This is a genomic window from Hymenobacter psychrophilus (genome assembly GCF_900107135.1).
Lineage (GTDB): Bacteria > Bacteroidota > Bacteroidia > Cytophagales > Hymenobacteraceae > Hymenobacter > Hymenobacter psychrophilus.
Genome location: NZ_FNOV01000003.1, coordinates 181,242 through 196,197, shown reverse-complemented (window position 1 = coordinate 196,197; position 14,956 = coordinate 181,242). Strand labels below are relative to the sequence as shown.

Sequence of the window (14,956 nt, the reverse complement as noted above, 5' to 3'; positions counted from 1 at the left end):
GGAGATGAGAAAAGAAACGTCATTCTGAGCGAAACCGAAGAATCTCTACCGTATCGTTACAGTCGTGAGGATTACCACTACGGTAGAGATTCTTCGGCTTCGCTCAGAATGACGTACTCCACTTTACCTCATCATCTCCCAACCGCCATGCGTAAGCTACCACCCGAATTCTACCGCCGATCCGACCCAACAAGAATTGCCCGCGACTTGCTGGGCAAGCACGTTTTCTCGCTCCTAGATGGCCAGCTTACTGGCGGCCGCATCATCGAAACCGAGGCGTACTCGCACCACGGCGACAATTCGCTGACGATGCACCTCAAGCGCCTTAGTTCGGCCAGTCAGGCCCTGCGCGAACCCGGTGGCCAAGCCTACCTGTACAAAGTGTATCAGCGCCACACGCTGTTCAACATCTGCACCAACGAAGCCGATAAAACCGACACCGTGCTCATTCGGGCCATTGAGCCGCTCGTGGGCCTCGATGTGATGCAGGAACGCCGGGGTAACTCCATCAAACCCAACCGGCTCACGGCCGGCCCGGGCATGCTCACGCAGGCGCTGGGCCTCACGCCCGAATTCACCGGCACCGATCTGCAAAGCGACCTGCTCTGGATAGCCGATCAGGGTGAAACCATTCCCGAAGCCCGCATCATAGCCGGCCCCCGCATCGGCCTCGACTACGCCGGCCCCGCAGCCGCCGGCCTACCGTGGAATTTCCAACTGCATCACCTGTGATTCAACCTTGCACCGGCGCCATCAACGATTCGCAGACCAAGACCAGCAGCTTGCCTTCGTGGCTGGTGGTGGCGAACAGGTAGAGGTCGCCGCCTTCGCGGATGCCGGTGCGGTGGCGGAACTCGGCTACCGAGTCGGGGAAGTTGCGGGTGGTGACGTGGGCGCGCACGGCGGGGCCGAGGTGGGCGCGCACGGCCTGGGCATCGTACTTCTCCACGGCCAGAATGCGGAAGCTGCGGCCAGGAAAATCGGGGTGCAGCGTGTCGGAAGTGTAGAGGTGACTGTGCTGGTGCAGCTTCAGCAGTTCGAATGCGGAGCCGACGCTCTTGAACGCCCCCGCCTTGAGCACGGCCACGTTGGGCTCGTACAGGAACTGCTGAGGCTCGGCGTAGCGGGCAATGGCGCGGGCTTCGCGGGCGCGGTTGAAGCGGAATTCCTGCCGGCTTCCGTCGCGCCGCAGGTTCACGGTGTAGCGTTCGGGGTCGATGGCGGGCTCTTCGCCCAGCTCATAGAGCACTTCCTTGCACTCGTTATCCACGGCTACCACCCACAGCCGCCGCACGTGGCGCAGCTCCCGCAGGGCCTGCTCGATATCGAGCATGGGCGAGGTTTTAAGCAGGATACGCGGGCTCTTGCGCAGCAGTAGCGGCAGCAGGCGCAACACGTCGGGCTCGCAGTCCTGGAGGCGAAAAATCTTTTTGGCCGCCGTGTCGCGCCGGGCCGGGTCGAGGTAGATCCAGTCGAACGCATCGGCCGAGTCGCGCAGGAAATGGGTGGCGTCGGTGGCGTGACACTGCACGTTGGCAATGCCCAGCTGGATGAGGTTATAGCGCACCACCTCGGCCAGCGCGGCGTTGCGCTCTACGTAATGCACCTCGCCCACAGTAGCCGCAAAATGGGCCGAATCGACCCCGAAACCACCGGTAAGGTCGGCCAGGCGCTCAGCCCCACGTACCAACTCTGCTTTGAACGTGGCCGTGCGGTCGGAGGAAGCCTGTTCGACCGAAAGGGCAGGGGGAAAAACCAGGTCGGTGTTGGCCGCCCAAGTGGGGAGCTTAACGCGGGCTTTCTGGCGGGCCTGAATCTGGCGCACCAATTCGGGAACGGGGAGGTCGGGGTAGCGGCGGGCCTGCAGGGCCAGTTGGGCGGGGTCGGCATGCAGGTGCTCAGCCACGTACTGGCGAGCCGCCGCGGGCAACGGGTATTCCATGGGGCAAAACTACAAGCTTTCGGCTGGAGCTGGTAGAGGAAGGCGGTTGGCTTAGAGCTGCCAGCCCAACGCCAGCATGGGGCGGCCAGTAGCGCTGGCGGCCAAACCAACCGAAGTGGGGCGCAGTTGCTGCAGCAAGCTGGTGCCACTGGCAGTGCGGCCGGCGTTGTGCGCCTCTACAGCCCGCTGGAAATGGGTGTTGGTATTGCGCGAAACAAAAATGTTGCTCAGCAGACTGGCCGCCGCCACCCCAATAGCCACCTTCTGGGTGTTGTTGAAATACTGTTGCCGGTCGGGAGCCGACAGCACCTGCTGGCCATAGAGACCCACGGTTCCCACAAATATCACCCGCTCGGCCAGAAACAACGTTTTCTGGCGCCGGTAGCGGTTGAGCGCGGCCAGGGCATCGGGCTCGCCCGCCAGGTAAGGACGCAGGCGCTGCCCGAAAAAGCCGGCATTCTGGTAGTCTGCCTCGGTTGGGCGCTGGGCCAGGGTGAAGTAAAAGTTCTTCTGCACCCCGTTCAGGCCGCGCTGCTGGTCTTCGGGCGACAGGCGGATGGCTCCGGCGGTGGTTGGCACCTGCTGGGCTTGCGCCTGCTGGCCCAAACCAGCCCAGCATAGCACTACCAAAAGGGCGTGCCCGAACACGCGCAGCGCACAAGAACAAACAGAAGAGCGGTGATAAATCATAGGAACAAAGCTACGATGAAGGCGGTGGGCTTGCTAAGGCCTTCGACGGGAAAAAAGTGCAATTCATCGAGGAAAAAATCAGGGGTTAGCCAACAAAAAGCAGTTGGGCTTCGTTGGTCTGCCATTCAAGCCACCCTTTCTTCTTGCTTTCCTATGAACCTGTTTTCTTCTATCCGCCCCGTTGCTCTGTTGGCCGCGCTGCCCGCCATGCTGGCTTTCTCGGCCTGCAGCAACGATGACGAAGACCCCGCACCCCAGCAAGGCCGGGTGCTATTTTCGCACGCTGCGGCTTCGGCCAATGTACCGGTGAAAGTGCTGGTAAATGATGTGGCTGTCGGCCAGCAGCTCAACTATGGCCAAAGCACCGGCTATCTAGCCGTAAATGCGGGTTCTCCCGTTGTAAAAATTAGTGTCGCCAGCTCGAACGCAACAGCCGCCACCGAAACCATAACCGTAACCGACGGCCAGAATTATTCGGCCTTTGCGTATGCGCCTACCGCCACCACGGTGGGCCTGTTGGCATTCCCCGATGACCTGACAGCGCCGGCCGCCGGGCAGGCTAAAGTGCGGGTCGTGCACCTGATTCCCGATGGCCCGTCGCCCGTTAAGCTTTCCCAGGTTACCGTAGCCGGTACCACGGACGTACCCGGTGCGATTGCTGCCTTCAAACAAGCCTCGGCTTTTGCCAGCATTCCGGCCGGCAGCTACAACCTGGTGGTGACTACCGGAACGCCTTCGTTGCCAGTGGTAACCGTGGGCGACGGTACCGGCACCGGTGCTTCTACGGCCACTAAAAACTACGAAGCCGGAAAAATCTACACCATTGTGGTGCGTGGTCTGACCAGCAGCTTCGACACCAACCTGCAGGCTAAAGCCGTTGTAATTGCCAACAACTAGCTAGCGGCCGTTTGGTCATTAAACAGCAGCGCCTGCCCTCCGGTAAGAGGGTAGGCGCTACTTGTTTACGACTATATAGAAAGGCCGCCCTAACTTTTTCGTATTTTTGCGGTTGACTTCTCAAACCCCAATATATCATGGTAGAGACCAAGACGACGACGGCCTACGTGCCCTATAAAGTAAAAGACATGAGCCTCGCTGAGTGGGGCCGCAAGGAAATCCGCCTGGCCGAGGCTGAAATGCCCGGCCTGATGGCCCTGCGTGAGGAGTACGGCGCCAGCCAGCCCCTCAAGGGTGCCCGCGTGGCCGGCTGCCTGCACATGACGATTCAGACGGCCGTGCTCATCGAGACGCTCATCGCCCTTGGCGCCGACGTTACGTGGTCGTCGTGCAACATCTTCTCGACCCAGGACCACGCTGCCGCGGCAATTGCTGCTGCTGGTATCCCGGTGTACGCCTGGAAGGGCATGACGGAGGAAGAATTCAACTGGTGCATCGAGCAGACGCTGTTTTTCGGTGAAAAGCGCGAGCCGCTGAACATGATTCTCGACGACGGTGGCGACCTGACCAACATGGTGCTCAACCAGTTCCCCGAACTGGCCGCTGGCATCAAAGGTCTGTCGGAGGAAACGACGACCGGTGTACTGCGCCTGCTCGACCGCGTGAAAGCCGGCACGCTGCCAATGCCCGCATTCAACATCAACGACTCGGTTACCAAATCGAAGTTCGATAACAAGTACGGCTGCAAAGAGTCGGCCGTAGATGCTATCCGCCGGGCAACCGACGTGATGATGGCTGGTAAAATTGCCGTAGTAGCTGGTTACGGCGACGTAGGAAAAGGTACGGCCGCTTCGCTGCGTGGTGCCGGTGCCCGTGTTATCGTAACCGAAATCGACCCCATCTGCGCCCTGCAGGCTGCCATGGACGGCTACGCGGTGAAGAAAATGGAGAATGCCATCAAGGAAGCCGACATTGTGGTAACCGCCACCGGCAACTGCGACATCATCACCGAAGCTTCGTTCCGCGCCCTCAAGGACAAGGCCATTGTCTGCAACATCGGTCACTTCGATGATGAGATTGACATGGCGTGGCTGAACAACAACTACGGCGACACCAAGGACACGATTAAGCCCCAGGTGGACCTCTATACCATCGACGGCAAAGAAATCATCGTGCTGGCCGAAGGTCGTCTCGTAAACTTGGGTTGTGCCACCGGCCACCCTTCGTTCGTGATGTCGAACTCGTTCACCAACCAAGTGCTGGCCCAACTGGAGTTGTGGCAGAATGCCGACCAGTACGAAAACCAGGTGTACACCCTGCCCAAGCACCTCGATGAGAAAGTAGCCCGCCTGCACCTCGCCAAAATTGGCGTCGAACTGGAGGAGTTGAACCCTCACCAGGCCAAGTACATTGGCGTAGACGTGGAAGGCCCGTTCAAATCGGACCTGTACCGTTACTAGGCCATCCGGATTTTCCTGGAAGCTAAAAACCCCGCCCGGCACTGCGCCGGGCGGGGTTTTTTATGTTCGGTCAGCTAGCAGCCTATTCGCCCGTAGTAAACCAGCTGGCTCCCAACTGGCCGGACAGCCGGTACACGCGGACGGAGTCGCCCACGGCTGTTTGCTCGTAGAAATCCTGGGTTACCGTTACATCGTCGGGTTGCGGACGAGGCCCCCAGGGACCCACGTTGAGGTTGTAGGTGCTCGATTTACCGGATGTGAAATGCTTGTCGAGCACTGGCACGGAATACACCTGCACCCCGGAAGTATCGAAAACACAGTTCGTAGCCACCGCAGCCGCGTAGCCGTACAGCAGCGAAACGGCTCCGATTGTCAGCAGCACGCTTGCCCGATTGGCGCGCACAAACCGCTGGCTGCCCAGGAGCAGGGCCGTTGCCAGCAACAGTGCCGCCCCAAGGGCGTAGGGCCAGAGCGGTTGGTAAGCGAGAAGTTCGAAGTCAAGTAGCGTCCGGAGTAGGAGCGCGATACCCGGTATAAACAGCGCAGAGGTCAGGGCCGGGTAGGCGCTGTCTTTACGCTCATCGGGGCGAATCAGGCCACGATGCCAGAAAAGGATCAGCGCGGCCAGGGGTGGAAGGACTAGTGCCACGGCTACGGCCCAGTCGTAGGGTTTGGGGAAAAAGAAAAGCCAGCCGCCCACCAGCCAACCCGCAATGTTCAGCCCCCGGCTCACTTGCCGGGCCCGGGCCAGGTTGGCCTCCCGCTCCAACTCGTCGCGCCCGAATTCGACTTCTTGCCGAAGCGCTTCGGTTTCCTGCTGTTGCTGCTGGACATCCAGGTCCGGAAACCGGTCGGCCAGCCACCGCTGAATCTCCTCATATCCCTCACTGGTATAGCCGATGCGGATGCCCGGGTATTGCTTCGAGTTAGGAAGTATATGGATGTACTTGTCATCGGTGCGGTAGCCTTTAACGCCCGCTAGCGGAATCTGCTTACGCCGCAAGGCTCCGGCGTACACAATGCTTTGGTCAGAAAAAATATGGCGGCCCTTGTAGGTTTCGTAAGCTGCGAAAACGAAGAATAGCCCGAAAGCCCAGAAAGCCGCTGCCAGCAGAACCAGTCCAGTATTCCAGCCCTCGTCTCCAAGCCAGAAAGGCGCAGAAAGGAAGAGCAACACGAGCAACGGAGCAAACAGGTAGATGAAAATTCGCCAGCCTTTGGCCGTGCCATAGCTGTAGGTGGTTTGAGTAGCTGAAATAGCATTGGACATACAGGGGGCCAAATAAGAAGTAGCAAGAGCATACCAAAGTACCGGCTCCAACGCAAACGACCAACTCCTGAGAGCTGGTCGTTTCGCTGAGGATAAGGCCTTCTTGTTCTTACTCCCCGAAAAACTCCTGGCCCACCAGCCGCTCGGTTTCCTGCCAGAGTTGCCGGGCTTTGGCGGGGTCGGTAAACGTATGCTTTACCGGCTTGGCCTGCTGCTTGTCGAAGTAGCCGCCGCTAACCTGCCCGCCAATGGGGTCGGTAGCCAGAAAGATGCTGGTGCGGGCTCCTTCGTCGGGGGTGAGCAGCAAGGGGGCCGCTAAACTCGTAAGCCAGCTGGTAAGGCCGCCCGAGGCCGAGCCGAAGCCGCTGGCCACCACGCCCGGGTGCAGGCTGTTGGTGGAGATATTGGGTATGTCCCGCGCCCGCAGTTGCCGGGCCAGCTCCTGGGTGAAGAGGATGTTGTAGAGCTTCGTGTTGCCGTACTGCCGCCACGCACTGTAGCCGCTTTCCTGGTTGAGGTCGTCCAGTTGCGGCTTCGCCATGCGGTAGCCTTCGGAAGCCACGTTCACGATGCGGCCCGCTTGGCTCTGTTGCAGCGCCGGTAGCAGCAGGCTGGTAAGCAGGAAGGGGCCGAGGTGATTGGTGGCCAGCGTCATTTCGTAGCCCTCAGCTGAAGTTTCGCGCTCCTTGCCGAAGATGAGGCCGGCGTTGTTCACGAGTACGTCGAGGCGGTGGTAGCGCCGGATGAACTCCTCGGCTGCCCGCCGCACCTGGCTTAAGTCGGAAATGTCGCACAGCAACACGTCTACCCGCTGCCCGGCGGCGGCGAGTTGCTGAAATTCCTGACGCACCTTGGCGGCCTTGGCAGCGTTGCGGGCCAGCAGGATAACGTGGTAGCCCCGGCGTACCAGCTCGCGCGCCGTTACTTTGCCAATGCCGGAAGTAGCGCCCGTTACGAGGGCAATCTGTTCGGAAATAAGAGTAGTCATGAAGTAAAGGATTGGTTGCTTGGCTATACGGGTCCGTTATGGAGCGGTTCATTCCATCACCGCCCAAATCATCCGATATTTGCCGCCTATGTCCGCTGCCCCGCTGTCCGTCGTCATCATCACCTTCAACGAAGAAGCCAACATTGCCCGCTGCCTCGAAGCCGCCCGCCCGGTGGCCGCCGAACTGTTGGTAGTAGATAGTTTCTCCACCGACCGCACCGTGGAAATCTGCCGGTCGCTGGGGGCGCGGGTGGTGCAGCACGCCTTTGCGGGCTACGTCGAGCAGAAAAACTACGCCACCGCCCAGGCCCGCCATGAGCATGTGCTCCAGCTCGATGCCGACGAAGTGCTGACCCCGGAACTGCAAGCCAGCATAACGGCGGCGCTGGACAACTGGCAGGGCGGGGGCTACACGCTGGCCCGCCTTACCAGCTACTGCGGCCACTGGGTGCGCCACGGCGGCTGGTATCCCGACCGTAAGCTGCGTCTCTACGACCGGCGCCTGGGTAGCTGGCAGGGCCTGTTGCTGCACGAACGTTACGAATTGGCCGCCGGTCAGCCTGATCCGCAGCCCTTGGCCGGCGACGCGCTGCATTACTCCTACACCTCCGTCGAGCAGCATGTGCAGCAGCTCAACCGTTTCACCAGCATTGCCGCCGAGGAGTTGTGGTTGAAGAACAAGCGGCAGGTTTCGGCCTTTCATCTGGTATTGAAGCCCCTCTGGAAATTCGTGCACGGCTATGTGTTGCGGGGCGGTTTTCGGGATGGATTCGCGGGGTTGAGCATTGCCGCTATTTCGGCCTGGGGCGTATTTCTGAAGTTCGCTAAGCTTAAAACCCGCCCTTCCACATGAGCCGTACTTTCCTTATCAGTCGCACCGACGCTATCGGCGACGTGGTGCTGACGCTGCCGGTAGCTGGCCGGCTGAAACAGCTGTTTCCGGACTGCCGGGTGCTGTTGCTGGGCCACAACTACACGCGCGCCGTAGCGGAGGCTTGCCCCTGGATAGATGATTTCGTGAGCCTCGACGAGTTGCAGCAGTTGCCGCCCAACCAGCAGGTGGCCGTCTTGCGCGCTGCCGGAGCCGATACCATCCTGCACGTTTTTCCGAACAAAGACCTGGCCCGACTGGCGCTGCTGGCGGGTATTAAGGTGCGCATCGGTACCCGCAACCGCTGGTTTCACTGGCTCACCTGCAACCGCCTGGTCCGGCTCAGCCGCCGCCACTCGCCCCTGCACGAAAGCCAACTCAACCTGGCCTTGCTGGCCCCACTGGGCGACGCTAACCCGCTGCCATTGCCCGAAGTAGCCACTTTGGTAAAGCTGATGCCCGCCGTGCCCTTGCGCCCCGAGTTGCAGGAGTTGCTGGCCCGCCGTCAGCCAGGTCAGCTCAATGTGGTGCTGCACCCCCGCAGCCGGGGTAGCGCCCGCGAGTGGGGCCTGCCACACTTCGGCCAGCTGGCCCGGCTGCTGCAACAGGCCGGCCACCGCGTGTTTATTTCGGGCACGGCTATCGAAGGAGAGGAGCTGCGCGAGTGGCTGACCGAACACCAGGCGTACCTTGCCGCCGACCTTACCGGCCAGTTGGCGCTACCCGAGTTCCTTGCCTTCCTGGCTGCCGCCGACGGCTTGGTAGCCGGCAGTACCGGCCCGCTCCATCTGGCTGCGGCGCTGGGCCGGCATGTATTGGGTATCTACCCGCCCATTCGGCCCATGCACCCCGGCCGTTGGGCTCCGCTCGGTCCTCATGCCGAATACCTTGTCTTCGACCGGCCCGACTGCCAGGACTGCCGCGCCCAGCCCGCTACCTGTACCTGTATTAAAGCCCTAGAACCGGCGCTGGTGTTGGCCCGCGTGCAGCAATGGCAGCCGCTGCCGCCGTTAGGTTCGTAAGCTGCGTATGCCCGACCGTTTGGGCAATCGGCAACGAAACGCAATACCTTGCTTCCCGTCTTTGCGGATCCTGACCTGTTCAGTAGAATTGCTCAGCAATGAGGCTCCAAACTAGTGCGTCTTCGCACCGGCCCACAGTCCGTCAAATAAACCGAATGCCCGTTTCCGCATCCATCTCCGCAATACCTGAGTCTACTGGTTGGAAAAGCTGGTGGCGTTCCGGCCGGTTGTCTCAGTACCTGCTGCTGCTGGCCTGCGTGGCTGGCGTGGTGGGGCTGCTGGCTTCGCGGGCGCTGGTGGCACTGGCCCCGGTGGCTGGTGTAGCAGCGGCGCTGGCCAATCCCGATTTGCGCCGACAGGTGCCCCAGTGGCTGCGGCTGCGCACGGTGTGGGCCCCGGCCGGTCTCTACGCGCTGCTGCTGCTCAGCGGCCTTTATACCCACGAGTGGTCCGTATGGCGGCACGAGTTGTTCCGGCAGTTGCCCTGGCTGGGCGTGCCGCTGGTGTTTGGGCTGGCCGTGCCGCTCACAGGCCGGCAGCGGTTTGGGGTGGGCAGCCTGTTTGTAGTGGGCCTAGCGCTTGTTGGGGCGGCTACTGTGGGGCAGTACCTGCGCAACCCGGCCGCTGCCAACGAGGCCTTCCGGCTGGGTCATAATCTGCCCTCCGTCACGCGCATCTTCCACATCCATTTCGGACTGATGCTGGCACTGGCGGTCTACTTCGGCTTTCGAATGGCCCGGCAGGCGTTGGCGCCCCGGCTGCTACGGGTGGCGCTGGGCCTGAGTGTGGTGGTATGTGTGCTAGTGCTGCACATATTGGCCTACCGCACGGGCCTATTAGCGGCCTATCTATTACTCTTGGTAGAGGCGATGCTGGCGCTGCTGGTGCGCCGCCAGTTCTGGCTCGGGACCGCGCTGCTGCTGGCCTTAGTGCTGGGCCCCTGGCTGGCCTACCGCACCCTGGGCTCGGTGTACGAGCGGGTGCACACCACGCTCTACGACCTGGAACAGTTCGAGCAGCGCCGCGACATCAATGGATTCTCGCTCTCGCGGCGGCTGGCCGCCTGGCAGACGGCCACCGTCGTGGCCCGCCGCCACCCCGTGCTGGGCGTGGGCCCGGCCGATGCCTACGCGGCCATGATGGACCAGTACAACTGGCGCAGCTACGGCCTGCGCACCGAAAACCGCGTCATGATCCATAATCAATACCTGCACCAGCTGGTGGCAGGCGGTTTAGTGGGGCTGGCACTGTGGCTGCTCGTGCTAGTTGGGCCGCTGGGGCAACCCACCCTGCGCCGGAATCCGTACGTGTACCGATTCCTGCTGCTTCAGGGCGCCGCCATGCTAACCGACTCGCTGCTGGAGCTGCAAATCAGCTTCAACTTGTTCGTTTTTCTGTATGGCTTCCTGATAGTAGCTGCTGAGCGTCGGGTACGGCAAAGTCCCAAACCTTCCCCAGCCGAAATGGTATAAACAGTATATTTGTCTGACCGCGGTTTTCGGCCCCGAAAATCGCACTTTTTAGCGTCCATGAGCGATTCTCCCGAGCGGGTTCCCAAGCTGAGCAAAGAGGAAAAAGACCGGCGTTTTCAGGCCGAGCTAATGCCTGTGCTCGACCCGCTATACAATTTTGCCTTCCGCCTCACCCTCGACGAGGATGATGCAAATGACTTGGTGCAGGAAACTTATCTGAAAGCATATCGCTTCTTTGAGTACTTTGAACCGGGGACCAACGCCAAAGCGTGGCTGTTTCGCATCCTCAAAAACTCGTTCATCAACGATTTTCGCAAGAAAAGTAAGCAGCCTGCCAAGGTTGATTACAGTGAAATCGAAGGCTACTACAACTCCGAAGAAGTGGAGGCCGACAGTGATGCCGGTACGACGTCCTCGGATATGCGGCAACAGGCCGTGCGCGACCTCATCGGTGATGAAGTAGCGCGGGCCCTGAATTCGCTGCCCGTGGATTTTCGCACAGTTATCATTCTCTGTGACCTGGAAGGGTTCACCTATGAGGAGATGGCTAAGGTGCTGGATATCCCCATCGGAACGGTGCGTTCACGCCTGCACCGGGCCCGGAATTTCCTCAAAGAAAAACTAGAAAAATACGCCCGCTCGATGGGTTATGGCTCAAATGGAGCCACCGCCGACGATGAAGACGACTCAACCGATTAACCGACCAACTCATTTCTTTCAAAGCCAGGCATTCGCTATGGAACCTACTTCTACCTCATCAAACAATCAGCCGATGGCTACCTCTCCCGACGGCCCCGACTGTGAGCGCGTAAATACTATTCTCGATCAGATTATTGTAGGTCAGGACCCCTCGGCGGAGGATGAGCAGTATTTTGTTAGCCATGCCGAAGACTGCTCGCCATGCTTCGACAGTTTGGAGAAACAGCAGATTTTCATCGACTTCCTGGGCCAGCATGTTGCCCGTAAAGGAGCTCCGGTCACACTTTCTCAGCGTATTCTTGCCAGAGTTCAGGGAGAAATGGCCTAATTTTACCCGATGCAGGGTAAAATCATTGCTTTCTCCGCGCCCTCGGGGGCCGGCAAAACCACCATTGTACACCGGCTGCTGGCTCGAATGCCAGAGCTGAGCTTCTCCATTTCGGCGTGCACGCGCGACAAGCGTGGTCGCACCGAAGCCAATGGCAAGGATTACTACTTCATCTCCGTGCAGGAGTTTCAGGAAAAAATCCGCCACGATGACTTCGTGGAGTGGGAAGAAGTGTACGAAGGTGCCTTTTACGGCACGCTGAAACAGGAAATTGAGCGCATTTGGGAAAACGGCCAGCACTCGGTGCTTGACGTAGACGTGAAAGGGGGCCTTAGCATCAAGGAGTTTTACCAAGACCGCGCATTGGCGGTGTTCGTAAAACCACCGTCGCTGGAAATTCTGGAGCAACGCCTGCGCCACCGCGCCACCGACTCAGAAGCCAGTATCTCGGCTCGCCTCTACAAGGCTAATTTCGAACTTACATTTGAGGACCGCTTTGATGTAGTCATCACTAACGATGACCTCGACAAGGCCGTGGATGAAGCCGAGCGACTAGTGCGCGCCTTCATAACCGCCGAATCAGCCATTTTGTGAGCAGCCCCGCCTCCGTCGCCCCATCGGGCCGGAAAGTAGGGCTGCTTTTTGGCTCTTTCAACCCCATTCATACCGGCCACCTGATTCTGGCCAACTTTCTGGCCACGCACACCGACTTGGCCGAAGTCTGGCTCATTATATCACCTCAGAGCCCTTTCAAGGCTGAAGCAGATTTGCTCGACGAGCAGGCCCGGCTGACGCTGGTGGCCAGTGCCATTGCCAGCAACGAGCGACTACGTGTGCTCGACATTGAGTTCCGGCTGCCCAAGCCCAGCTACACTATCGACACGCTCGACCAACTTCGGCAACTGTATCCGGGGCGGGAGTTCGTGCTACTGATGGGGGGCGACAACCTCGCCGGGCTGCCGCGCTGGAAGGCTGCCGACCGGCTGCTGGCTGAGGTTGAAATCTACGTGTATCCGCGCCCGGGCTACGTGCTACCCGAGCCGCTACCGGCCGCCGTGCGCGTCGTGGAAGCGCCGTTACTCGACATCTCCGCCACTTTCATCCGTCGCTGCCTGCACGAAGGTTTATCAGTGCGCTACCTGCTGCCCGAGGCAGTAGAGCAGCAGATCCGGGAGGCAGGGTATTATTTGTGATAAGTTGAAAGTTAGAGGCAGAAAGTGAGGGGGAAATTTTCGTGCCGCCGGCCCAATTTGGCTAGCAGCACGAAAATCTCCCCCTCACTTTCTGCCTCTAATCTTGCTTCCAAGCTCTAAGCGCTATCCTCAGATAGTCATTATCTCGGTTTCCTTTTTGCCCAGCACTTCATCCACTTTGCTAATGTAGGCGTCGGTGAACTTCTGAACTTTGGCTTCGGCATCCTTGATAGCATCTTCCGAAGCACCGTCCTTCTGCAGTTTGCGCAACGACTCGTTCACGTCTTTGCGGATGCCGCGGATGCGGACTTTACCGCCTTCTGATTCCGACTTGGCCTGCTTCACTAACTCGCGCCGGCGCTCCTCGGTCATGGCCGGGATGTTGAGCCGTACGCCCTCGGCATCCGATTGCGGGTTGAGGCCCAGGTCGCTGTTTTTGATGGCTTTGGCAATCTCACCAATCATGTTCTTCTCCCAGGGCTTGATGAACAGCGTGCGGGCGTCGGGCGCCGATACGTTGGCTACATTGCCGAGTGGGGTAGGCGTGCCGTAGTAATCGACGCGCAACGAGTCGAGCATAGCGGGCGAGGCTTTGCCGGCCCGGATGCGCGAAAATTCTACGGTCGTGTGCTCGAGGGCTTTGCCCATCGATTCTTCGGCCTCATCGAGGTAAAACTTAATTTCTTCGTCCACTTCGGAAAAGTTAAGCGTTGAAAATTGGAGTTGAATAGGTTGTCCGGCTGCAAAACTACGCCGATGGAGTGCTGGATTCGCTTACGGCTGGCCTGAGAGGGTTGTTCTACGCTTCCGTATTGGCGCCGTTCATGCTTACGAGCGTGCCCACACTGTCGCCGCGCAACAGGCGCTGCAGGTTGCCTTCCTTGTTCATATCGAAAACGATGATGGGCAGGTTATTTTCCTTGCACAGGGTGAAGGCCGTCATGTCCATCACGTTGAGCTTCTTATCCATCACCTCGTCAAAGCTGATATCGGCGAAGCGCTTGGCGGTGGGGTCTTTTTCGGGGTCGGCCGTGTAGATGCCATCCACGCGGGTGCCTTTCAATACCACATCAGCCTCAATCTCGATGGCCCGCAACGAAGCCGCCGAGTCGGTGGTAAAGTAAGGCGAACCAATTCCGGCGCCGAAAATAACCACCCGGCCTTTCTCGAGGTGGCGCATGGCCCGGCGGCGGATGTAGGGCTCGCACACCTGCTGAATATGCAGACCTGAGAGTAAACGGGTTTTTACATCCAGCTTTTCGAGGGCGCTCTGCAGGGCCATTGAGTTGATAACCGTAGCCAGCATGCCCATGTAGTCGCCCTGTACCCGGTCGAGGCCGAAGGCCTCAGCCTGCACGCCGCGGTAGATGTTGCCACCCCCGATAACGACGGCCACCTGCGTGCCCGTAGCGGCAGCTATTTTGATTTCCTCGGCGTACTGCATGAGCCGGTTGGCATCAATGCCGTACTGCTGCTGGCCCATCAGGGCCTCGCCGCTCAGTTTCAGCAGAATTCGGTTGTACTTCAAGGCAGTGAGGGGATGATGGGGTAAGAAGAAAAAACGGCCGGTAACCGGCCGTCAGGCTAGGCGAACTGGATGAGCACCTGGCCCTTGGTTACGTTGTCGCGCAGCCCGACCTTGATAGCAGCCACAACACCCTCGCCGGGGGCTTTGAGGATGTTCTCCATTTTCATAGCTTCCAGTACCAGCAACGGGTCGCCCTTCTGCACGGTCTGGCCCGGCTGCACCCGCACGTCCACAATCAGGCCCGGCATGGGCGCTTTCAGCTCGTTCACCTTGGTGCTTACCGCCGCGCTCAAGCCCATTTTATCGAGTAGCAAATCGAGTCGGTCCTTGGCCTGAAATTCCAGCCGCTGTCCGTTCATCTTCAGCACCACTGTTTTGGAGGTGTAGTCGATTTCCAGTACTTCGGCGTTGTAGGAGCGATTATTATACAGCACGTGGTAACGGCCGTCACCGAGGGCCGTCAGGTCCCAAACGAAAGGCTGGCCGTCGAGCGTAACCGCACCATTGGGCTGGTAGTCGACTTCCTGCGGCGGCTGGACAGCGGCGGCCAATTGTATTTGCAGCATACGAATAGGGCGGGAGTGAGGCAGAAAAGG

17 protein-coding genes are annotated in these 14,956 nt (G+C 59.7%); 10 read left to right on the top strand and 7 right to left on the bottom strand.

The features are described 5' to 3' along the window. Positions 1-147: 147 nt before the first annotated feature. A complete protein-coding gene (locus BLW21_RS05825; protein ID WP_175470871.1) occupies positions 148-732 on the top strand; it encodes a DNA-3-methyladenine glycosylase in 585 nt (194 codons plus the stop codon). Between the two features lies 1 nt (position 733). Here the strand turns inward: BLW21_RS05825 and BLW21_RS05820 are convergent, their stop codons facing one another. Together BLW21_RS05820 and BLW21_RS05815 are read right to left on the bottom strand one after the other, a co-directional pair. Continuing rightward, entirely contained in the window at positions 734-1,942 is a 1,209-nt protein-coding gene (locus BLW21_RS05820; RefSeq protein ID WP_092738507.1) for a THUMP-like domain-containing protein, read from the bottom strand. Between the two features lie 51 nt (positions 1,943-1,993). Beyond that, a complete protein-coding gene (locus BLW21_RS05815; RefSeq protein WP_139255093.1) occupies positions 1,994-2,632 on the bottom strand; it encodes a hypothetical protein in 639 nt (212 codons plus the stop codon). A 153-nt stretch (positions 2,633-2,785) separates the two neighbouring features. Between BLW21_RS05815 and BLW21_RS05810 the strand changes: the two genes are divergently transcribed. Then, positions 2,786-3,529, top strand: a complete 744-nt coding sequence (locus tag BLW21_RS05810; protein ID WP_175470870.1) for a DUF4397 domain-containing protein — start codon at positions 2,786-2,788, stop codon at positions 3,527-3,529. A gap of 137 nt (positions 3,530-3,666) precedes the next feature. Beyond that, positions 3,667-4,989 (top strand): adenosylhomocysteinase, encoded by a 1,323-nt coding sequence (ahcY, locus tag BLW21_RS05805; RefSeq protein ID WP_092738504.1) that lies wholly within the window; start codon positions 3,667-3,669, stop codon positions 4,987-4,989. Positions 4,990-5,071: 82 nt separating this feature from the next. On the opposite strand, the gene BLW21_RS05800 is transcribed toward ahcY, so the two are convergent. Together BLW21_RS05800 and BLW21_RS05795 are read right to left on the bottom strand one after the other, a co-directional pair. After that, the gene (locus tag BLW21_RS05800; RefSeq protein WP_092738503.1) at positions 5,072-6,259 is read right to left on the bottom strand and encodes a hypothetical protein; all 1,188 of its coding nucleotides are present in this window, start codon (positions 6,257-6,259) and stop codon (positions 5,072-5,074) included. Between the two features lie 109 nt (positions 6,260-6,368). Further along, the gene (locus BLW21_RS05795; protein ID WP_092738502.1) at positions 6,369-7,247 is read right to left on the bottom strand and encodes an SDR family oxidoreductase; all 879 of its coding nucleotides are present in this window, start codon (positions 7,245-7,247) and stop codon (positions 6,369-6,371) included. An 88-nt stretch (positions 7,248-7,335) separates the two neighbouring features. Here BLW21_RS05795 and BLW21_RS05790 point away from each other — a divergent pair, with 88 nt between their 5' ends. The 7 genes from BLW21_RS05790 (at position 7,336) to nadD (ending at position 12,832) form a co-directional block, all read left to right on the top strand. Next, positions 7,336-8,100 carry a glycosyltransferase family 2 protein gene (locus BLW21_RS05790; protein WP_092738501.1) on the top strand — a complete coding sequence of 255 codons (765 nt, stop codon included), beginning with the start codon at positions 7,336-7,338 and terminating at the stop codon, positions 8,098-8,100. After that, a complete protein-coding gene (locus tag BLW21_RS05785) occupies positions 8,097-9,140 on the top strand; it encodes a glycosyltransferase family 9 protein (RefSeq protein WP_092738500.1) in 1,044 nt (347 codons plus the stop codon). The genes BLW21_RS05790 and BLW21_RS05785 overlap by 4 nt, the downstream gene beginning before the upstream one ends. A gap of 227 nt (positions 9,141-9,367) precedes the next feature. Then, complete coding sequence (locus tag BLW21_RS05780; protein WP_139255092.1) at positions 9,368-10,612, top strand: O-antigen ligase family protein; 1,245 nt, start codon at positions 9,368-9,370, stop codon at positions 10,610-10,612. A 57-nt stretch (positions 10,613-10,669) separates the two neighbouring features. Continuing rightward, positions 10,670-11,311 carry a sigma-70 family RNA polymerase sigma factor gene (locus BLW21_RS05775; protein ID WP_092738498.1) on the top strand — a complete coding sequence of 214 codons (642 nt, stop codon included), beginning with the start codon at positions 10,670-10,672 and terminating at the stop codon, positions 11,309-11,311. A 73-nt stretch (positions 11,312-11,384) separates the two neighbouring features. Beyond that, the gene (locus BLW21_RS05770) at positions 11,385-11,639 is read left to right on the top strand and encodes a hypothetical protein (RefSeq protein ID WP_092738497.1); all 255 of its coding nucleotides are present in this window, start codon (positions 11,385-11,387) and stop codon (positions 11,637-11,639) included. A 9-nt stretch (positions 11,640-11,648) separates the two neighbouring features. Then, entirely contained in the window at positions 11,649-12,233 is a 585-nt protein-coding gene (gmk, locus tag BLW21_RS05765) for a guanylate kinase (RefSeq protein ID WP_092738496.1), read from the top strand. After that, positions 12,230-12,832, top strand: coding sequence for a nicotinate (nicotinamide) nucleotide adenylyltransferase (gene nadD, locus BLW21_RS05760; RefSeq protein ID WP_092738495.1), 603 nt, complete (start codon positions 12,230-12,232; stop codon positions 12,830-12,832). The genes gmk and nadD overlap by 4 nt, the downstream gene beginning before the upstream one ends. A gap of 129 nt (positions 12,833-12,961) precedes the next feature. On the opposite strand, the gene frr is transcribed toward nadD, so the two are convergent. The 3 genes from frr to BLW21_RS05745 all read right to left on the bottom strand — a co-directional run bounded on the left by frr (position 12,962) and on the right by BLW21_RS05745 (position 14,926). After that, positions 12,962-13,525 carry a ribosome recycling factor gene (frr, locus tag BLW21_RS05755; protein ID WP_092738494.1) on the bottom strand — a complete coding sequence of 188 codons (564 nt, stop codon included), beginning with the start codon at positions 13,523-13,525 and terminating at the stop codon, positions 12,962-12,964. A 106-nt stretch (positions 13,526-13,631) separates the two neighbouring features. Beyond that, on the bottom strand, positions 13,632-14,360 hold the full coding sequence (gene pyrH / locus BLW21_RS05750) for a UMP kinase (RefSeq protein ID WP_092738493.1): 729 nt from the start codon (positions 14,358-14,360) through the stop codon (positions 13,632-13,634). 56 nt (positions 14,361-14,416) lie between these two features. Then, positions 14,417-14,926 (bottom strand): acyl-CoA carboxylase biotin carboxyl carrier protein subunit, encoded by a 510-nt coding sequence (locus BLW21_RS05745; RefSeq protein ID WP_092738492.1) that lies wholly within the window; start codon positions 14,924-14,926, stop codon positions 14,417-14,419. Between the last annotated feature and the right edge of the window lie 30 nt (positions 14,927-14,956).